17 protein-coding genes, 1 tRNA gene, 2 rRNA genes and 1 pseudogene (1 of these 21 only partly in view) are annotated in these 19853 nt (G+C 62.1%); 11 read left to right on the top strand and 10 right to left on the bottom strand.

From position 1 onward, the window contains the following. Window positions 1-5: 5 nt before the first annotated feature. The 3 genes from PZL22_RS18495 to PZL22_RS18485 all read right to left on the bottom strand — a co-directional run bounded on the left by PZL22_RS18495 (window position 6) and on the right by PZL22_RS18485 (window position 2717). Entirely contained in the window at window positions 6-692 is a 687-nt protein-coding gene (locus tag PZL22_RS18495; protein ID WP_003536329.1) for a GltB/FmdC/FwdC-like GXGXG domain-containing protein, read from the bottom strand. A 37-nt stretch (window positions 693-729) separates the two neighbouring features. Continuing rightward, the gene (locus PZL22_RS18490) at window positions 730-1635 is read right to left on the bottom strand and encodes a class II glutamine amidotransferase (protein ID WP_003536328.1); all 906 of its coding nucleotides are present in this window, start codon (window positions 1633-1635) and stop codon (window positions 730-732) included. A gap of 107 nt (window positions 1636-1742) precedes the next feature. Continuing rightward, a complete protein-coding gene (locus PZL22_RS18485) occupies window positions 1743-2717 on the bottom strand; it encodes a GlxA family transcriptional regulator (protein WP_284718528.1) in 975 nt (324 codons plus the stop codon). Between the two features lie 94 nt (window positions 2718-2811). Between PZL22_RS18485 and PZL22_RS18480 the strand changes: the two genes are divergently transcribed. The 5 genes from PZL22_RS18480 to folD are packed head-to-tail and all read left to right on the top strand — an operon-like array spanning window position 2812 to window position 8795. Then, window positions 2812-4062, top strand: a complete 1251-nt coding sequence (locus tag PZL22_RS18480) for a sarcosine oxidase subunit beta (RefSeq protein ID WP_003536326.1) — start codon at window positions 2812-2814, stop codon at window positions 4060-4062. A gap of 25 nt (window positions 4063-4087) precedes the next feature. Continuing rightward, on the top strand, window positions 4088-4366 hold the full coding sequence (locus tag PZL22_RS18475; protein WP_003536325.1) for a sarcosine oxidase subunit delta: 279 nt from the start codon (window positions 4088-4090) through the stop codon (window positions 4364-4366). Beyond that, on the top strand, window positions 4363-7326 hold the full coding sequence (locus PZL22_RS18470; RefSeq protein WP_003536324.1) for a sarcosine oxidase subunit alpha: 2964 nt from the start codon (window positions 4363-4365) through the stop codon (window positions 7324-7326). Before PZL22_RS18475 ends, PZL22_RS18470 begins: the two co-directional genes overlap by 4 nt. Beyond that, the gene (locus tag PZL22_RS18465) at window positions 7319-7852 is read left to right on the top strand and encodes a sarcosine oxidase subunit gamma family protein (RefSeq protein WP_003536322.1); all 534 of its coding nucleotides are present in this window, start codon (window positions 7319-7321) and stop codon (window positions 7850-7852) included. Before PZL22_RS18470 ends, PZL22_RS18465 begins: the two co-directional genes overlap by 8 nt. Window positions 7853-7874: 22 nt before the next feature. Continuing rightward, window positions 7875-8795, top strand: a complete 921-nt coding sequence (gene folD / locus PZL22_RS18460; RefSeq protein ID WP_003536320.1) for a bifunctional methylenetetrahydrofolate dehydrogenase/methenyltetrahydrofolate cyclohydrolase FolD — start codon at window positions 7875-7877, stop codon at window positions 8793-8795. A gap of 93 nt (window positions 8796-8888) precedes the next feature. On the opposite strand, the gene PZL22_RS18455 is transcribed toward folD, so the two are convergent. Next, the gene (locus tag PZL22_RS18455) at window positions 8889-9185 is read right to left on the bottom strand and encodes a hypothetical protein (RefSeq protein WP_003536318.1); all 297 of its coding nucleotides are present in this window, start codon (window positions 9183-9185) and stop codon (window positions 8889-8891) included. A 281-nt stretch (window positions 9186-9466) separates the two neighbouring features. On the opposite strand from PZL22_RS18455, the gene PZL22_RS18450 reads away from it, so the two are divergent. Further along, complete coding sequence (locus PZL22_RS18450; RefSeq protein ID WP_028011623.1) at window positions 9467-10615, top strand: CBS domain-containing protein; 1149 nt, start codon at window positions 9467-9469, stop codon at window positions 10613-10615. Window positions 10616-10663: 48 nt separating this feature from the next. Here the strand turns inward: PZL22_RS18450 and PZL22_RS18445 are convergent, their stop codons facing one another. Both PZL22_RS18445 and PZL22_RS18440 read right to left on the bottom strand, forming a co-directional pair. Beyond that, a complete protein-coding gene (locus tag PZL22_RS18445; RefSeq protein WP_003536314.1) occupies window positions 10664-11020 on the bottom strand; it encodes a cupin domain-containing protein in 357 nt (118 codons plus the stop codon). A 75-nt stretch (window positions 11021-11095) separates the two neighbouring features. After that, window positions 11096-11946, bottom strand: a pseudogene (locus PZL22_RS18440) (LysR family transcriptional regulator). A 199-nt stretch (window positions 11947-12145) separates the two neighbouring features. Here PZL22_RS18440 and metB point away from each other — a divergent pair. From metB to PZL22_RS18415, 5 genes are all read left to right on the top strand, one after another. Continuing rightward, window positions 12146-13312: a cystathionine gamma-synthase gene (gene metB, locus PZL22_RS18435; protein WP_003536310.1), complete on the top strand. Its 1167-nt coding sequence runs from the start codon at window positions 12146-12148 to the stop codon at window positions 13310-13312. Window positions 13313-13341: 29 nt separating this feature from the next. Further along, window positions 13342-14010, top strand: a complete 669-nt coding sequence (locus PZL22_RS18430) for a 5-formyltetrahydrofolate cyclo-ligase (RefSeq protein ID WP_003536308.1) — start codon at window positions 13342-13344, stop codon at window positions 14008-14010. Between the two features lie 89 nt (window positions 14011-14099). Further along, complete coding sequence (locus PZL22_RS18425; RefSeq protein ID WP_127517033.1) at window positions 14100-14732, top strand: hypothetical protein; 633 nt, start codon at window positions 14100-14102, stop codon at window positions 14730-14732. Further along, a complete protein-coding gene (locus tag PZL22_RS18420) occupies window positions 14729-15322 on the top strand; it encodes a hypothetical protein (protein ID WP_003536304.1) in 594 nt (197 codons plus the stop codon). The genes PZL22_RS18425 and PZL22_RS18420 overlap by 4 nt, the downstream gene beginning before the upstream one ends. After that, entirely contained in the window at window positions 15319-15858 is a 540-nt protein-coding gene (locus PZL22_RS18415) for a hypothetical protein (protein ID WP_003536302.1), read from the top strand. The genes PZL22_RS18420 and PZL22_RS18415 overlap by 4 nt, the downstream gene beginning before the upstream one ends. On the opposite strand, the gene PZL22_RS18410 is transcribed toward PZL22_RS18415, so the two are convergent. The 4 genes from PZL22_RS18410 to PZL22_RS18395 all read right to left on the bottom strand — a co-directional run. Further along, window positions 15809-17119 (bottom strand): hypothetical protein, encoded by a 1311-nt coding sequence (locus PZL22_RS18410; RefSeq protein ID WP_003536300.1) that lies wholly within the window; start codon window positions 17117-17119, stop codon window positions 15809-15811. The genes PZL22_RS18415 and PZL22_RS18410 overlap by 50 nt on opposite strands. Before the next feature lie 220 nt (window positions 17120-17339). Next, window positions 17340-17416, bottom strand: a tRNA-Met gene (locus tag PZL22_RS18405). 114 nt (window positions 17417-17530) lie between these two features. Next, window positions 17531-17645, bottom strand: a 5S ribosomal RNA gene (gene rrf, locus PZL22_RS18400). Between the two features lie 223 nt (window positions 17646-17868). Then, a 23S ribosomal RNA gene (locus tag PZL22_RS18395) occupies window positions 17869-19853 on the bottom strand; it runs 821 nt beyond the window's last position.

Raw genomic sequence — 19853 nt, 5'->3', positions numbered from 1 at the left:
TGCCTTTAATACGCGTCTGCGTTGTCGATGTTGAAATTGTAGAGCTTGCGTGCCGAGCCGTAGCGCTTGAACTCTTCCGGCCGGACATCCTTGACATCGGCCTTCTCCAGGAGCTCGGCCAGCTTTTGCAGGTGCTCCGGACGCATCTCCTTCTCGATGCAGTCGGCGCCGAGACTCTTGACCGTGCCGCGTACGAAGAGCTTGGCCTCGTAGAGGCTGTCACCCAAGGCATCGCCCGCATCGCCGAGCACGACGAGGTGGCCCGACTGGCCCATGAAAGCCGACATATGGCCGATATTTCCGTGGACGACGATATCGATGCCTTTCATCGAGATGCCGCAGCGCGACGCCGCATTGCCCTTTATGACGAGCAGGCCGCCGCGCCCGGTAGCGCCCGCATACTGGCTGGCATCGCCTTCGATCACGACTTTGCCGGACATCATGTTTTCCGCGACGCCCGGTCCTGCCGAGCCGTGAACCGTGACCGTTCCGCCATCGTTCATGCCGGCGCAATAGTAGCCGACGGAGCCGTTCACATCGACCACGACGGGACCGTCGATCCCGACGGCGACCGCATGGCTGCCACGAGGATTGGCGACTTCGTAGGACAGATCGTTCGAGCCCTGCTGAATATTATGCAAGGACCTATTGAATTCACGCAGCGGCGTGGTGGCGAGATCAATAACAGGCATACTTGAAAATTCCTTGGAAAGGGGCCGAAATCACCCGTCAGGCGGCCTTCTGATGATCCCAGAAGTATACGGTCGCGGGCTCCGGCTCCCAGATGCGCGCGCTCTCGATATCCGGCAGGTTGACCAGCGCCCGGTATTCGGAACCGAATGCGACATAGCGATCCGTTTCGGCCATGACCGCCGGCTTGCACGCGATCGGGTCGCGCACGACGCCGAAGCCCGACTTGGTGCCGACGACGAAGGTAAAGAAGCCGTCGAGGTCGTCGAGCGCGCCGGTCAAGGCCTGTCCGAGATCCTTGCCCTTGGCCATTTCCGCCGTCAGGTACGCGGCAGCAACCTCGGTGTCGTTCTGCGTCTCGAAGGCAATGCCTTCACGGATCAGTTCCCGGCGCAGATTGTTGTGGTTCGACAACGATCCGTTATGCACGAGGCACTGATCCGACCCGGTGGAAAACGGGTGCGCGCCAAGTGTGGTCACGGCCGATTCCGTAGCCATGCGGGTATGGCCGATGCCATGCGAACCGCCCATCGAGCGTACATCGAACCGTGCGACGACATCCTTCGGCAGGCCGACTTCCTTGTAGATCTCGACGCTGTCGCCGGCACCCATGATGCGTACATCCGGACGGATGGCGGCGAGAACGGCACGGACATCCGCGAGCCTGGCAGCTGCGATCGCAACGACCGCATGAGTGCTCTTGACGGCAACGCGTGCCGGCACGCCTGCTTCAGCGAGGTCCCGTTCAAGGTCTGCGAAGTCGATCTCGGGCTTCGCAGACTGGATCGTCACCTTCGCCTTCCCCTCGGTAGCCGAGCCGTAAATGGCCAGCCCGGCCGAGTCCGGACCACGGTCCGTCATGGTGATCAACATGTCCGAAAGAAGCTGGCCAAGCTGCGGCTCGAGCCTGCTGTCTTTCAGAAACAAACCAACAATGCCGCACATTCGCGTAGTCCCTCCATTCGTGCATGGAACGATGCTAGCACGCAGCCGCGGGACCATCAACTGTGGAGAATATTTTTTTCTTAGTAGGCAATTTCAGATGCCTCCGCTCATGAGCCGCTGCGGCGGCGCAGGCTTCCCGGTGTCTGCGAAAACAGGCGTTTGAACGCATTCGAAAAATGCGCGGGGCTCGAAAAGCCGGTGGCGTAGGCGATCTCCGGGATGGAGAGCGGACTCTGCTGCAGGAGCCGGCGGGCGTGGCGGAGCCGGATATCCCGGTAGGTGTCGAGAAAGCCGGTCCCGCGATGCTCCCGGAAAAGCCGATCGAGATGCCGCGGGCTAACCCCGGCCAGGCGCGCCATGGCGGTCCGGTCGAGCGGCCGTTCGATCGCAGTTTCCATTTTCTCGAGAACCGCGAGCAGGGCGGGATGGTTGGTACCGAACCGCTCTGCGGCCGAACCGCGCTGCGGCGCTGCCGGCTCGGCGACGGCCGCGTGCAGATACCAGTCGCTGACCCGGCGAGCGAAGTCGGTCCCCAGGCGTTCGGCGATCATCGCATGCATCATGTCGAGCGGCGCCACCCCGCCGCCACAGGTGGCAATTCCGCCATCGAGCACGAAGCGGGCGTGTCTCGGGTTGAGATGGGGAAATGCTTCCTTCAGCGCAGGCGCGTGTTCCCAATGAATGGTGAAGTCGCGGTTGTCGAGCAGGCCCGCTGCGGCAAGCACGAAAGCCCCGCTCGATATGCCGCCGATGCGAATGCCGAGGCGCGAGAGCCGCCGGAGCGTCGTGTGGGACGCAGACGTATCCGCCCAGTCGGTTGGCTCTCCGCCCGCGCAGACGAAGACGGTATGGCAGCTCTCTCCTTCACTCTCCAGATCCGCACAGCCGACCGACAGCCCGGAAGATGAAGCGACGGTCCCTCCTCCCGGCGCAAGCGGGACGATCTGGTAGAGCGGCCGGCCGGCAAGGAGATTGGCCGCACGCAGGGGCTCCGTCGCCGATGCGTAGCTCATCAGCGCAAAATTGCGCACCAGCAAAAAGCCGATCCTCTGTACGTTCCTGCTGTCGGAAGATGCTGCCATGACCGATTCCTACATCGGGAGGTCCTAAAATTGCAACTCTCCGGAGGTTTCGGATGCTAACTTGCCCCCTCGGATCACTTATGGGGCGGCATCCATGCGCTACTCTGCACTTTCCATCCTCCTGAACGGCCTGCGCGGCAACCGGAACTGGGCCCCGGCATGGCGCCAGCCCGATCCGAAGCCCCATTACGACGTGATCATCGTCGGCGGCGGTGGCCATGGCCTGGCGACGGCATACTATCTCGCAAAGGAATTCGGCATCACCAATGTCGCGGTGCTGGAAAAGAACTATATCGGCTCGGGCAATGTCGGCCGCAACACGACGATTATCCGCTCGAACTACCTGCTCCCCGGCAACAACCCGTTCTACGAGCTCTCCATGAAGCTCTGGGAGGGGCTGGAGCAGGACTTCAACTTCAACGCCATGGTCTCGCAGCGCGGCGTTCTCAACCTCTTCCATTCCGACGCTCAGCGCGACGCCTACACGCGGCGCGGCAATGCGATGCGGCTGCACGGGGTGGACGCGGAACTCCTTTATCGGGCGGCCGTGCGCAAGATGCTGCCCTTCCTCGATTTCGACAATGCCCGCTTCCCCATTCAGGGCGGGCTCTTGCAGCGCCGCGGCGGCACCGTGCGGCACGATGCCGTCGCCTGGGGCTATGCACGCGGCGCAGACAGCCGCGGGGTCGACATCATCCAGAATTGCGAAGTGACCGGGATCAGGCGGGAAAACGGGCGCGTCATCGGCGTCGAGACCAGCCGCGGCTTCATCGGCTGTGCAAAGCTGGCGCTGGCGGCGGCCGGCAATTCCTCGCAAGTGGCCGAAATGGCCGGACTGCGCCTGCCGATCGAGAGCCACGTGCTTCAGGCTTTCGTGTCGGAGGGCCTGAAGCCGTTCATCGACGGCGTGGTCACGTTCGGAGCCGGGCACTTCTACGTTTCGCAATCGGACAAGGGCGGCCTGGTCTTCGGTGGCGATATCGACGGCTACAACTCCTACGCCCAGCGCGGCAACCTCGCGACCGTGGAACACGTGGCGGAAGCCGGCAAGGCGATGATCCCGGCATTGTCGCGGGTGCGCGTGCTGCGTTCCTGGGGCGGTATCATGGACATGAGCATGGACGGCTCGCCGATCATCGACCGCACGCCGATAGACAATCTCTATCTGAATGCCGGCTGGTGCTATGGAGGGTTCAAGGCCACCCCCGCCTCAGGATTCTGCTTCGCCCATCTTCTCGCCCGGGGCGCGCCGCAGAAGACCGCCGCAGCTTTTCGCCTCGACCGTTTCGAGCGCGGCTTCCTCATCGACGAAAAGGGACAGGGCGCTCAGCCCAACCTTCACTGATTTCGCGGACCAAGGAACATCCCAAATGGCAAGCCTCGTGCCCTGCCCGAATTGCGGGCGAAGACCCAAGGAAGAATTCACGATCAAGGGCGCGGCCCTGTCGCGACCGGCGGCCGACGCGGATTCGACCGATTGGTTCGACTACGTCTACCTACGCGACAACCCGCGCGGCGCCTACGAGGAATACTGGCACCACACGTCCGGGTGCCGCCGCTGGCTCGTCGTTGCCCGGGACACCGTGACGCATGAGATTGCAGCGTGCTGCGATGCGGCCGGCCGCGCTCGATCGGAGGCGCGCAAATGAGCTCCTACCGTCTGCCGAAACGCGGTCTTGTCGACCGCAACGCCCCGCTCTCCTTTACCTTCGACGGCCGCCCCATGCAGGGCCTGGAAGGCGACACGCTCGCCTCGGCACTGCTTGCGAACGGTCGGATGCTCGTCGGCCGCAGCTTCAAATATCATCGGCCCCGCGGGATCCTGACGGCGGGGGCCGCCGAACCGAACGCGCTGGTCACCGTGGGCCGCGGCGGCCGCGCCGAGCCGAACACGCGCGCCACCATGCAGGAGCTCTACGAGGGTCTCGAGGCGCGGAGCCAGAACCGCTGGCCCTCGCTCGACTTCGATATCGGTGCGCTGAACGGTCTCCTGTCACCCTTCCTCGGCGCCGGCTTCTACTACAAGACGTTCATGTGGCCGGCGCCGCTCTGGGAGAAGCTCTACGAACCGGTCATCCGCAAGGCCGCGGGACTCGGCAAGGCAAGCTACGAAGCGGATCCCGACGCCTATGAGAAGAGCTGGGCGCATTGCGACCTGCTGGTCATCGGCGCCGGCCCGACGGGGCTAGCCGCGGCACTTACTGCCGGCCGCGCCGGCGCACGGGTCATTCTCGTCGACGAGGGCTCGCTGCCTGGCGGCTCGCTCCTGTCCGATACGGCGACGATCGACGGCAAGGCGGCGGCTGATTTCGCCCGCGACACGAGCGACGAACTGCGGTCGATGCCGAATGTCCGGGTCCTGGTGCGGACGACCGCCTTCGGCTGGTACGACGGCAACGTCTTCGGCGCGGTCGAGCGCGTGCAGAAGCATGTGCGCGAGCCCGCCAGCCATCTGCCGATCGAGAGGCTGTGGCGGATCGTTGCCGGAAAGGCCCTGCTTGCGACCGGCGCCGAAGAGCGCCCGCTCGTCTTCGGCGGCAACGATCGCCCGGGCGTGATGATGGCAGGCGCGATGCGCGCCTATCTCAACCGCTACGGCGTCGCCCCGGGCCGGGCGACCGCCATCTTCACCACCAATGACAGCGGCTATACGCTCGCGCAGGAGCTCGAGGCCGCTGGCGTCGACGTCGTCGCCATCGTCGACAGCCGCCCTGCGGCCGGCGTCGACTATCGCGGAAAAGCACGCCTTGTCCGGGAAGCGGTGGTTTGCGGCACCAAGGGCGGCAAGGCGATCTCGGCGATCGAAGTCCATCACGGCGGTCGGACCGAACCGATCGCGGTCGATGCGCTCGCCATGGCGGGCGGCTTCGACCCGATCATTCATCTTGCCTGCCACCGGGGCGGCAAGCCCGTCTGGTCTGCGGAAAAGGCGGCATTCCTCGCGCCCGGGAGCTTGAAGGGGCTCGAGGTTGCCGGCGGTGCAGCAGCGACGACGGGCCTCGCTGCCTGCCTCGGCGAAGGCGCCGCCCGCGCTGAAGCCATCGTCAGGGAGCTCGGTCTGCCCTGCCCCCCGGTCGCCGTTGTGAAGGTCGAGAGCGACGAAGGGATACATTCCCCTGCCCCGCTCTGGTCGATCCCCGGGATCAAGGACAAAGCCTTCGTCGATTTCCAGAACGACGTGCATCTCAAGGATATCGGCCTGGCCGTCCGCGAAGGCTACAGCCATGTCGAGCTTGCCAAGCGCTACACCACCAGCGGCATGGCGACGGACCAGGGCAAGCTTTCGAACGTCAATGCGATCGGGTTGATCGCCAAGGCACGCGGCGTCTCGCCCGCCGAGGTCGGGACGACGACCTTCCGCCCTTTCTACACGCCGGTATCCTTCGGTGCGCTGACCGGCGCACATGCGGGCCATCATTTCCAGCCGGTCCGCAAGTCGCCGCTCCATGATTGGGCAAAGAAACACGGTGCCGTCTTCGTTGAGACGGGTCTCTGGTATCGATCCTCCTGGTTTCCGCTGAGCGGTGAACGGACGTGGCGGGAGAGCGTCGAGCGAGAGGTGCTGAACGTACGGAAGAATGCCGGACTCTGCGACGTCTCGATGCTCGGCAAGATCGAGATAGCAGGAAGCGACGCCGCCGAATTCCTCAATCGCGTATACTGCAACGCCTTCCTCAAACTACCCGTCGGAAAGGCGCGTTACGGGCTTATGCTGCGCGAGGACGGCTTCATCTACGACGACGGCACGACGAGCCGCCTCGAGGAGAACCGCTTTTTCATGACGACGACCACCGCCTATGCGGCCGGCGTCATGAACCACCTCGAATTCTGTGCGCAGGTGCTCTGGCCGGAATTGGACGTGCGTCTCGCCTCCATCACCGACCATTGGGCCCAGATGGCGATTGCCGGTCCGAAATCACGCATGATCCTGCAGAAGATCGTCGATGAGGATATATCCGACGCGGCGTTCCCGTTTCTTGCAGCGAAGGAGGTTTCGCTGTTCGGCGGCGCCCTTCACGGCTGCCTCTTTCGGATTTCCTTCTCCGGCGAACTCGCCTACGAACTTGCGGTTCCGGCCGGCTATGGCGAGAGCATCGGCGATGCCCTCCTGGAGGCGGGGAAGGATCACGGCATCATGCCTTACGGCGTCGAGACGCTCAGCGTTCTGCGCATCGAGAAGGGCCATGTGACGCACAACGAGATCAACGGCACCGTCGTGCCGGCCGATCTGGGCTTCGGGAAAATGGTTTCGGCCGGCAACCCGGATTTCGTCGGCAAGGCGATGCTTCAGCGGGAGGGGCTGACCGCGCCCGACCGGCCGCAGCTGGTGGGCGTCGTGCCGCTCGATCCGCAACAGTCGTTCCGCAGCGGCTCACACATTCTCGCCAAGGGGGCGGCAGCCACGCTCGAAAACGACGAGGGCTATGTCACCTCGAGCGCCTATTCGCCGCATGTCGGATCCACCATCGCGCTGGCACTGGTGAGGAACGGCCGCAACCGACACGGCGAAGAGGTGCTGGTCTGGAGTGGCCTTCACGGGGAATCCACGCCTGCGCGTCTCTGCAATCCGGTTTTCTTCGACCCTCAGAACGAGAGGCTCCATGTCTGAATTCCGTCCAACCCTTCGCCCGGCGCTCGGCAGCCGGCAGGCGGTCGCTTCCGCCGATTTCAGGCTCTCGCCCCTGCCGGAAGGCACGATCATCCATGTTCTCGCCCGGCCGGGTCATGAGGACATCGTGCCCTTTCTCGGCAGGTTCACCGATGCGGCTCCGCACGCTTTGCGCCCGGTTTCGCCCGACCAGTGGTTCATCATCAGCGACGCACCTATCCCGCATCAGGAAATGAAGAGCCTCTTTGCCGCCCTCGAACCGCGCGCCACCGGTGTCGATCAGAGCCACGGCCGCGTGCGCATCCGAATCGAGGGAAAGATGGCGCATCGCGCGCTTTCGAAAGGCACAGCGCTCGACCTAGACCCGTCCGCATTCCCGATCGGTCAATCCGCGGTGACACTGGTCGCCCATATCGCAGCCCATGTCACCCGCGTCGGACCGGAAACCTTCGAGATCATCGTGCTGCGCGGCTTTGCCGAAAGTCTCTGGGACGATCTTGCCCGAATGGGCCTGGAATTCGGCTGAACCCCACTGTCGGAGAGCGAACATGACGACGATCATCGACGGCAAGGCCGTAGCGGCTTCCATCAACGGCGCGATAAAAGACGCAAATGCCGAGCTGCAGGAGCAGACAGGCAGGAAAACCGGACTTGCCGTCATTATCGTCGGCGACGATCCCGCAAGTCATGCCTATGTCGGCGCAAAAAGCCGCATGGCCAAGAAGTGCGGCTTCTTTTCGGTCCAGCACACGCTGCCGAAGGAAACGACACAGCAGGAGCTTGCGGGCCTGGTGCATCAACTGAACGCTGATGACGGCATCCATGGAATTCTCGTGCAGCTGCCTTTGCCGGAGCACCTGGACGCAGATGCCATCATTCAGTCGATCCGGCCCGAAAAGGACGTCGACGGCCTGCATGTTGCCAATGCCGGAAAGCTCGCAACCGGCGACCTGGAGAGCGGCCTGACCTCCTGCACCCCGGCAGGCGCGATGGTCTTTGTGCGCCGCGTGCACGGCCGCGACCTTTCCGGCCTGAATGCGCTGGTCATCGGTCGTTCCAATCTCTTCGGCAAACCGATGGCGCAGCTGCTGCTGAATGCCAATGCGACGGTGACGATCGCCCATTCCCGCACCAACGATCTGGCCTCGATCTGCCGCAACGCCGATATCGTGATCGCCGCCGTCGGCCGGCCCGAAATGGTCAAGGCGAACTGGTTGAAGACGGGCGCCACCGTCATCGATGTCGGGATCAACCGTGTTCCCGCACCTGAGAAGGGGGAGAACAGGACGAGGCTGGTCGGCGACGTGGCTTTCGCGGAGTGCGCACCATTCGCATCGGCTATTACGCCGGTTCCGGGCGGCGTCGGACCGATGACCATCGCCATGTTGATGGCCAACAGCGTGATTGCAGCTCACAGAGCATCCGGCCTGAAGGTGTCCGAACGGCTCTCGAAGCTGATATCCGGCTGACAGCCGTGGGGTCGCTGCAGGCGTCGTCGCAATTATCCAAATACGACTTCCCGATCATCGCTAAACGTCGCAACGACCTTGGGCCGGAATGCTTTACAGATAGATGCCCAGGCAGAGAATCGAAACGGCCAGCATCGGCAACCGCTGCCTCTTCACGCGAAACAGAGGGGCGATTGCAAGGGCCGCGAGAGAGGCGACCGCTGCAGCAAGAACGCTTCCGGCAGAGAGGTACAGACCCAACGCTCCGACGAAAACCGCGGCTCCGACAGTCGTCTCGGCGGCGGATTGCCAGTTATCGGGGTCAGCGCGAAAAGCCGCGAGAAATGCGGGGCCGCTCAAGCCTAAAGCGAGCCAAATCAGCACCGAGGAGGAGAAGGCGAAGAAATCCAAGTTGCACCCGTACCCGACTGTGGTCGTGTTACGGAAGCAGTTTTCGTGCCAACTTCCAGCCCCGGCAGGAATGGGCTACAGCAACGAACGATTAGGACGCGGTGCCACGGCGATCGCTACGCCGAGGCACTTCTCCTCGATCCGCGTCATCGCGCCCGCTCACACCGGCCTATTTCCGAAATGTCGCGGGAACCACACAGAAATCCGTCCGTGCTATTGCCTCGCCCTTTTTATAGGCACATAAGCTTCGAAAAATAAGCAACTGCATCCGACGCCCGCAAATGATTGTCCCCCCTCCGCCACACGATCGAAAGTCCGGCCGTTTGCCGAGATTCAAGCTGTTCTCGCCAATTCTGGCGGGTGCAACGCTCAAAGAGCGCTTGATCGGCTGTATCGGGGCGTTGATCGGGATTTGTGTCACCGGCCTGGTCTGCGGGTTCGTTTTCGGGGACGACCCCCAGCTGCCGCTGATCGTTGCGCCCATTGGTGCCTCCGCGGTTTTGCTCTTCGCCGTGCCGGCCAGTCCGCTTGCGCAGCCTTGGTCGATCATCGGCGGGAACACGATTTCCGCCCTGATCGGCGTCTCCGTGACCTATGTCGTGGCGGACCAGATGCTTGCCATCGGCCTCGCAGTCGCTCTGGCGATTCTTGCGATGTCGCTGACGCGATCGCTTCACCCGCCAGGAGGCGCCGCCGCGCTGACCGCCGTAATCGGTGGAGCCGCGGTCGCACGCTCGGGTTTCTGGTTCCCGTTCATACCCGTTGCGATCAACTCCTTGATCCTCGTCGGATTGGGCATGGTGTTTCATCGGCTGGCCCGCCGCCAATATCCTCATCGACCCGGAATTGCGCCGGTGAATACACATGCGACGGCGGATCCTCCACCTGCGCTTCGTGTCGGCTTCAATTCCGAGGACATAGACTCTGCAATAGCGCGGTTGAATGAAACACTCGATGTCAGCCGCGAAGACATCGATGCCCTCTTGAGGGAAGTCGAACTGCAGGCCCTCATCCGGCAGAGGGGAGAGTTGACCTGTGCCGACATCATGTCCCGCGACGTCGTAACCGTGCCCGGCGACACAACCCCTGACCATGCTCGATACCTGTTGTTGAAGCACGACATTCGTACACTTCCCGTGCTTGACGAAAACGAGAAGCTTCAGGGTACGGTGGGCCTGCGGGAGCTCGCCGGCAAAGAGCCCGGCAGCAAATTGCCGATAAGCGCGGCGGCTACCGCCAGGCCATCCGACCCGGCGATCGGCCTGCTTCCCCGCCTCACGGACGGGGCGACACACGCCGTCGTCATTCTTGACGACGACGGCAAGGTCGTGGGCATCATATCCCAGACCGACCTGCTCGCGACTTTGGCCAAAAGTCTCTCGCATAATGGTCTGTCCGAAATAATGCAGGGCAACGGGCAGGGCATCTGAAGCCCCGGCCAAAGAATATTATATGCAGAACCAGGTCATCCGGGCGCGTTAGATGCGTGGTTTCGGCGCGGGTTCCCGGTCCGAGTCACCCGAATTGGGTTCCCCCTTTGGCTCTATGAGAAGAACCTTGACCTCTGTCTCTGCTCGGGGACGGTGTACAACGCCTTTCGGAACCACAAACAGCTCGCCAGCTTTGACCACCTGAGAGGGTTTTCCTTCGATATCCATGATCATTTCGCCCTCGAGGACGTAGAAGAAATCGTCCGTGGTCTCATGCTTGTGAAATGGGTATTCCCCTTTAAATTTGACGACCATGACATCGTTGTCGTTGTAATCGGACACGACGTGCGGGTCCCAATGGCTCGAAAACAGAGCCAGCTTCTCGGAAATATTGATTGGTTTCATCGCGATATCCTTTCGGCTGTTCGCCCGCAACTATCGGTGAAGGTGACTTGATGCAACGCGAGTTCTCCGCCCCCTTCAGACGCCGGCACTGAATGCGGCGGCCCTCAATCCTGCCCGAATGCGATCCAGCATAGACCGATCCGCCTTTGCGGAAGAAACGAGATAAGCGGGGTAGGCAAATTCCGGACTGTTGGGAACGAGCTCGAGGCGGCCGTCCACAAGATAGGGCCGAACGAAGCCCTGCCGAAAATATCCGGATCCGCCGACTTCCAGAATGTAATCGAGAGCAAGCGGCCCATAACTGATCGCTACCACCGGATTCCGGCCGCCCGGAAAGGCCGCCCTATAGCTGCCGGCAAAATCCTCTCCCCAATCGATGCCAACGAGGTCTTCCGGTCCGGGCGGCTGCGACAAAGCCGTCGTGCGAACGAGAACGAGCTTTCTTCGAAAAGCAGCTCCGTAAGCGTGCCTGGACGATTTGGCGCTCCATAAAGGACCGCCGCGTCAAGTGAACCGTCCTGCACGAGTTCCATCAGCCGCTCCGATCTGTCTATCGTCGTTCGAATGGCCACGCTGGCGCATTCGCGGCGCATCCACAAAAGCCAATGCTTCAACAGCGGATTCCACAGGCTGAGCTCAGCACCGATCGTCACCATGGCCTCGCGTCCCGGGGGCAAAGCGACCGTGGTTCGCGCCGCCTCCCATACTTGCACTAGGCTCGTTGCAAAACGGAAAAACTGCTCTCCGGCGGGGGTCAGCCTGGCACCGGCCTTGTTCCGAACGAACATCGGCCGATCGAGTTGTTCCTCGAGTACGCGAATTCGCGCACTCACTGCCGTCTGGGAGATGTTCAGATTGGCAGCGGCATTCACGAAGCTTCCCGTCTTGACCACCTCGAGGAACGTACGCGCAATGCTGATGTCCATCTTCGCCCCGCGCAAATGGCGTCGCCGCGTCGGCCCTGCCTGCCGGCGGCACGCCTCATAAAATAAGTGCAGAATATTTGCGGTTAACCAGCAATTCAATTCGTTGTCAGCAGATTTCACGCTTGCCATCCTGGTCCGCATGCCTCGGCTGATCCCGACCAGCCACGCTGATTTGATGCCATCAAGGGACCTACTGCCGATGCTCGAGCGAAAATCCAGATCTGACAGAGCCGAAACCACGGCCGCAGCCCACGGGGTCGCGACCGACCCGGCATTCGGCTCCGTGGTGCCGCCGCTATACTTGTCAAGCACCTACGAGTTCGCCGGTTTCGACACGCCGCGCGCCTACGACTACGGCCGCTCTGGAAATCCGACCCGTGACTTGCTGGCGCAAGCACTTGCGAAGCTCGAGGGAGGTGCCGACGCGGTTGTCACGCCGAGCGGCATGGCCGCGCTCGACCTCCTGCTAGGGCGCTTGAGACGAAACGATCTCGTGCTGGCACCGCATGATTGCTATGGCGGCACATTGCGACTGCTGAAGGCGCGTGCCGATCTGGGGCACCTCACATTCCGGCTTACCGACCAGAGGGATTTCGGCGGATTCGAGGCCGCATTGTCGGACGCTCCGGCCCTCGTCCTCATCGAGAGCCCCAGCAATCCTCTGATGCGCGTCACCGACATTGCCCGATTGTCCACGCTCGCCAAGGCGGCAGGCTCCGCCGTAGCCGTCGACAACACGTTTCTGTCCCCCGCTGTCCAGCAACCCCTTTCTCTCGGAGCCGATTACGCCATTCACTCGGCGACCAAATTCCTGAACGGACATTCGGACGTCATCGCCGGTGCGGTGATCGCTGCCGAGCCGCAGGAGGCGCATGATCTCAAGCGCTGGGCCAACGTTACCGGGGCAGTCGCGGCACCTTTCGATGCCTGGTTGACTTTGCGCGGGCTGAGAACGTTGTTTGCGCGAATGTCCAGCCAAGAACGCAGTGCCATGACGATCGCAGAGTATCTCGACGCCCACCCTGCGGTCCGCCACGTCCACTATGCGGGACTTCCGGATCACGCAGACCACGAAGTCGCAAGACGGCAGCAGCGCGGCTTCGGCGCCATGATGAGCTTCGAACTCGAAGGGGGCGTTCCAGCCGTTCGGCGATTCCTGGCACATATTCGCTGCTTCACGCTGGCCGAGTCGCTCGGAGGGGTCGAAAGTCTCGTGGCTCATCCGGCCACCATGACCCATCTCGACATGGGTCCTGAAGCCAGAGAGCGCGCGGGTATTCGCGACGAACTGCTCAGACTTTCGATCGGGCTCGAACATATTGACGATCTTATGGAGGGGCTTGAACTTGGATTGGGCGCCTGTTGAGCGAAGATCGATCGAGGAGGTAAACGGGAATGGACATCGACGAAGATACTCCGCCGACCTTTGCGTCGCCACCCTGCTTGATGCACGAACTCGACCCGGCCTATGCGGGCCTGTCTTCCGACCGGTCGATCTGTGCCGATGTCAGGCGGTGGCGGACAAGCGAACGTGCTCGCCTCATCGCCCAACGCCTGGCCATATCTCCCGACCTTCGGGCCGCTTGCGAAGCTGAGATCGTCAGCCGCCTACTTGCCGAAATCGGACATGTGCGCGGCCGTGTGGTCAGCGTCTACTGGCCTTTTCGCGGTGAGCCCGATCTCAGACCGCTGATGCGGCAAATAGCCGATGACGGCGGCCAATGTGCGCTTCCGGTGGTGGTCGAAAAAGGGAGGCCTCTGGAGTTTCGCATCTGGCGACCGGGCGACAAACTCATCCGCGGGATCTGGAACATACCCGTCCCGGCCAGGCTCGTTTCATGCACCCCCGATATAGTCGTCGCCCCGGTGGTGGGTTTTGATCCGTCGTGCTACCGGCTCGGTTATGGCGGGGGCTATTACGACCGGACACTGGCGACAATGGCGGCGACGCGCCGCGTGCTGGGCGTTGGTTTCGCACAGTCGAGGATAAGGACCATTTATCCTCAGGCGCATGACATCCGGATGGATGTCGTGGTGACCGAGTCGACCACCGATCGTTGCTGAGCGCGTCTTGAATTCCGATATGGCGCTGCGGCCATCGAATTGCGAGAACGTGGCGCCTTGACGAAAATTGCTTTAGGTTCTCCGCGGACTTGGGTCGATTTGTGAACGGCTGCGAATCGGGTGTCGCCATGGACGAGCAACGACGGAGCTACCGGCAGCGGCTCATTGCGCTGGCCGCCGCCAGTATCGGCAGTCTGGCGGCCAGTGCGATCTCCTACGGAGCGGCGATCTATCGCGCCGCCAATCCCGAACCCCTGCGCGCCGCCGTGCCGGGCGAAACGGTCGATACCGGGCGATGGCATGTGACGATCGCCGGAGCCCGCGTGAGCGATTCCCCACCTTCCGGCAGGAGGCCGCCCGAGCCGCAAACTTTCCTGCTTGTCGATTTCGAGGCCGGCAACCGCTCGGCGTCGACCGCCTACCTGCCGGCGAAACTGCTCACCTTTGCCGGCCTGGAGGCGAAACTTGCCTCCCCCACCTTCTATCTGACGCGGGACAAGGCGTTCGGCCCCAGCCTGCACCCCGGCATGCCGGAGAGGTTGACTGCCGTATGGGAATGGCCGGCGGGGGAAATGCCGCCGCGTGAGTTGAAACTGCTGATCGGGAGCCAGGTCTACAAGAAACGCGACAATCTCTATGGCGCCTCCAACTGGTTCGACCGTGATCCCGTGGCGATAGTGTCCCTGACTGTCACGCAGGAAGCGGCGAGGGCAAGGCAATGACGGCCTTCGCAAATATCGTCGCCCTGCTCCTGGCGGCGGCGGCGCTCTACGGCATGCAGCACTCGACGCCATCCTACAGCGAAATCCTGTCGCCCGTGGCGGTGCCCGCCGCGCAGGGAAAGCCGGCGCAGACCGAACGCTTCGTCTTCGGGGTCGCCAAGGTGCATCTCGCCCGCCAACTGGTCGCTTCGCATTTCGGCGAGCCGCGCACCTACACCACCTCCGGAAAATGGCTCGTCGTCGAAGCGGCGGCGAAGGCGCAGGACCGATCGGTGTCGCTGACCTCGGCTGCGTGGCGCGGCCCTTCCGGTCTGCGCTTCGCCATGAGCACGCGCATCGGCAGTACGCTCGGCCTGTTGGGTTCCGAGCGGCTGGAGCCCGGCATTCCGCGCCCGGTGCTGCTGGTGTTCGAGCTTCCCGAAGACCAGATCGAGGGCGGTACACTGCTGGTCGCCGAGACCGCGGTAACTCCCCTGTCCGAGCAGGTGGAGATAGCCATGGACAGCGTGCCGCCGGAAAACAGGTACGAGTCCCTCACCCTAGCACGCGGCGGCCGCATCATGCCCTGGTCGCTGGAGTTTCATCAATGAGCGCACGGGCTTCGTCACGGGAGAGAAAGAGCTACTGGATCAGCCTCGTATCGCTGCTCGCCGCCGTGCCGCTCGCGGTCCTCGTCGGGTCCCGTGGCGAATTCGCCGCCTGGTTGCAACGGCGCATGGAATCACCCGTGACCGTCGAGCGCAACGGAAGCGGGCAAGGCGCTGGCGGCAGCTGGCGGCTCATATCGCTGCGCCGCCTGCCGGGAACCTTGCCGGATACCAGCCTCATGCTGGCGGAAATCGATTTCTCGGTTGAGGCAGCGGATGTCTTGCAGCAGGCCTTGCCCTGCGCGCTCTCGCTGACGGATGGCGCTGGCCGCCGCTGGGACCCGCTGCCGCTGCCCGGCCGACTTTTACGCGAGGCCGCTCCCGAGGTTGCCGACAGGCCGCAATGCACGACGCTGACGATCGGCGAGGCCGGCGATGCGCCGCTTCGCGTGGTTGAACTCTTTCTCGTGCCGCAGCAGGCGGACGGGTTCACCCTGTCACTTGCCCTGACTGGCTCGCCGCCGATTCTCTTGAAATAGCGCGGTTACCATAAGCCTGCGCGCCGCCGGGTTCGCCGGATCGGGACACTGCGTATTCCAGCATGGCGGCCAGCAGGGCGATCCGCACCGGAGCGAAAAGGATTCCGCCGTCGAGTTCGGTCGGACTGCCGATGACAACGGCCAGGACGTCGCCTATCCGCTGCCAGGTTTCGAGATCGTACGGCCCGAGATGACGGGTTGCGCCGTACCACGCCCAGGCGGGGAGCCAGCCGGTGGCGCGGTAAAGCACGACGAAGGCGAGCAACGTCCCGAGACCGGCGCCGAGCACCGTGCGCAGGCAGGCCCAGACCGGGCGGTAGCGGGTCCGGTAGCCTCCGAGGAAGTGGGCGGCGAAATCGGCCAGCCATTTGCGCAGCGTGGTGGCGCGAGCAGGCGGCGGGGGAGCGGCGACGGGTTTCGCCGAAAGGTCGTAACCATAGACGATGGCAGCCATGACAAGCCAGACAAGCGGCAGAAGGGCGTAGAAGAACAGCTCCTGCGCCTGCGCGGCGAGCCCAGGCTCCTGGAACTCCACCGCAGTGCCGGCCGCTGCCGCGTGTGCTTCCATGGAGAATCCGACGATGCCGGCTTTCACCATATCGAGAAACGCGCCCGCGCCGATCCAGCCTATGAAGTCGTCCTTCCATCTATCCAGCGCATAGAGTCCGATGAAGATCCAGCTCGCGTCCGCCGCCACGATCACGAAACGCAGCCACGGCGACTGCAGGCGCCCGTTGGCGCGCTTGGCAAGCCATCGCACGAGCCAGCAGGCGAGGATCGCCGCGACCAGGCTGCGCGAGCGCAGGAGCTCGAAAATCTGTAACCGTTCTCCCAGTGCCACCCGATCCAGGGCGAGACGCGAATACTCGCGCACCGTGTCGCCAAGGAAACCCCACGCGGCGTAATAGGCGAAGAACGGCAAGATGGCTGCGGAGGTAATCACCAGAAGGCGATTCGACAGCCGTTCCGTCTTCGTCACGCCAGTACCTGGCGCCGCGCCGCGTAAGGCCGCGAGGGCCGACAGGCCCGGACGCAGGATCGCGAACATCGCAATAACGACCAGCAGCTTGACGAGGACTACAAGCGACAGCGTTACCATTCCGCCAAGGGGAACTTTCAGGCCGACCCCGACCGCCGCCTCGAGGAGCAGGACACGCGCGATATATCCCAGCGTTGCGGCGAGCAGAAGCTGCGGCCAGAACCGTGCAAGAAGGCGCGCTGTCAATGCCGACAGTCCGCCGATGTCCCTGAGCATCCCCATGCCCCCGAACCTAACCATAACCTTCCGGGCTCTCAACCGGGCAAATAGATGGAAAATTGCAGTCCGCGCGCGCTGCGGTACGGACGCATTGAGTAGCGGCGCCATATTATTCCGCTGCAGGCAGCACTGTTCGTGGTCCACCCGCTCTGGCGCTGGGAGGCCCTCAAACGCCAAAAGGCCCGCTGCTGCGGGCCTTTTGGCGTGTATATGTGTGTGTGTTTGGTTGCGGGGGCAGGATTTGAACCTGCGGCCTTCAGGTTATGAGCCTGACGAGCTACCGGGCTGCTCCACCCCGCGTTATCCGAGTTTTGCGAAGCAAAATCTTGTCCGAGTTTTGCGAAGCAAAATCTCGCCGAGTTTGTCCGGCTTATGAGAGATGATGTTCGGTTTTGTTTATCCTGCGTTTTGCAGACCTGGCAGCGACCTACTCTCCCGCGTCTTAAGACGAAGTACCATCGGCGCTGGGGCGTTTCACGGCCGTGTTCGGAATGGGAACGGGTGCAGCCACCCCGCCAGAACCACCAGGTCGGCAAAGCGCAAGATTGAGCCTGCGCTGCAGGCTCGAACCGATTTTGAGAAGCTGGTGAAGCGATTGCTTCGTTTTGAACACGTCTTCTGTCTGTCGCCCCGGCCGTGAGGCCGCAAGCGCAGAGCGCGTCGCGCCTTGTGGCGCGCACCGTCCGCAGCGCTACGCGCGTGAGGACAAAGAAAGTTGCGATGCTCATCTTCGATGAGCATAAGCAATGGGAACGATCAAGCCAATCGAACGATTAGTACCGGTAAGCTTCATGCGTTGCCGCACTTCCACACCCGGCCTATCAACGTGGTCGTCTTCCACGGTTCTCAAGGGAATACTCGTTTTCAGGTGGGTTTCCCGCTTAGATGCCTTCAGCGGTTATCCCTTCCATATATAGCTACCCTGCTATGCCCTTGGCAGGACAACAGGTCCACCAGAGATATGTCCATCCCGGTCCTCTCGTACTAGGGACAGATCCTGTCAATATTCCTACACCCACGGCAGATAGGGACCGAACTGTCTCACGACGTTCTGAACCCAGCTCACGTACCGCTTTAATTGGCGAACAGCCAAACCCTTGGGACCTGCTCCAGCCCCAGGATGCGATGAGCCGACATCGAGGTGCCAAACAACCCCGTCGATATGGACTCTTGGGGGTCATCAGCCTGTTATCCCCGGCGTACCTTTTATCCGTTGAGCGATGGCCCTTCCACGCGGGACCACCGGATCACTATGACCGACTTTCGTCTCTGCTCGACTTGTCAGTCTCGCAGTCAGGCGGGCTTATGCCATTGCACTCGACGAGCGATTTCCGACCGCTCTGAGCCCACCATCGCGCGCCTCCGTTACTCTTTCGGAGGCGACCGCCCCAGTCAAACTACCCACCATACACTGTCCCGGATCCGGATGACGGACCGCGGTTAGACATCCATGACGATAAGGGTGGTATTTCAAGGATGGCTCCACGAGAACTGGCGTCCCCGCTTCAAAGCCTACCACCTATCCTACACATGCCGACACGAATGCCAGTGTAAAGCTATAGTAAAGGTGCACGGGGTCTTTCCGTCTGACCGCAGGAACCCCGCATCTTCACGGGGAATTCAATTTCACTGAGTCTATGTTGGAGACAGCGGGGAAGTCGTTACGCCATTCGTGCAGGTCGGAACTTACCCGACAAGGAATTTCGCTACCTTAGGACCGTTATAGTTACGGCCGCCGTTTACTGGGGCTTCGATTCAGAGCTTGCACCCCTCCTCTTAACCTTCCAGCACCGGGCAGGCGTCAGACCCTATACGTCGTCTTGCGACTTCGCAGAGCCCTGTGTTTTTGATAAACAGTCGCTACCCCCTGGTCTGTGCCACCCCATCCTACTTGCGTAGAAAAGGGTCACGCTTCTTCCGAAGTTACGCGTGCAATTTGCCGAGTTCCTTCAACATAGTTCTCTCAAGCGCCTTGGTATACTCTACCTGACCACCTGTGTCGGTTTCGGGTACGGTCTATACGGTGGAGCTATTTCCTGGAACCGCGTCCCCGCCCGGACAATCCAATAAGTCCGGACAAGTTGAGCAATCCGTCACTACCACCAGGCCCACGAATATTAACGTGGTTCCCATCGACTACGCGTGTCCGCCTCGTCTTAGGGGCCGGCTAACCCTGCTCAGATTAACTTTAAGCAGGAACCCTTGGTCTTTCGGCGAGAGGGTCTCTCACCCTCTTTATCGTTACTCATGTCAACATTCGCACTTCCGATACCTCCAGGACCCCTCACGGGTATCCCTTCACTGGCTTACGGAACGCTCCGCTACCCCTACGTCTTCCGAGGAAGATCGTAAGCCTCAGCTTCGGTGCATGGCTTCAGCCCCGTTACATTTTCGGCGCAAAGACCCTTATTTAGACCAGTGAGCTGTTACGCTTTCTTTAAATGATGGCTGCTTCTAAGCCAACATCCTGGTTGTTTTGGGATCCTCACATCCTTTCCCACTTAGCCATGACTTGGGGACCTTAGCTGGAGGTCAGGGTTGTTGCCCTTTTCACGACGGACGTTAGCACCCGCCGTGTGTCTGCCGACTAGTACTCCTCGGTATTCGGAGTTTGGTTAGGATCAGTAAGACGGTGAGTCCCCATAGCCCATCCAGTGCTCTACCCCCGAGGGTATTCGGTCGACGCACTACCTAAATAGTTTTCGCGGAGAACCAGCTATTTCCGAGTTTGATTGGC

The organism is Ensifer meliloti, assembly GCF_030064585.1.
In the GTDB taxonomy this organism is placed as follows: Bacteria; Pseudomonadota; Alphaproteobacteria; order Rhizobiales; family Rhizobiaceae; genus Sinorhizobium; species Sinorhizobium meliloti.
Note: the sequence above shows the minus strand (reverse complement) of the source record. Positions and strands in the feature narration are given on the sequence as shown.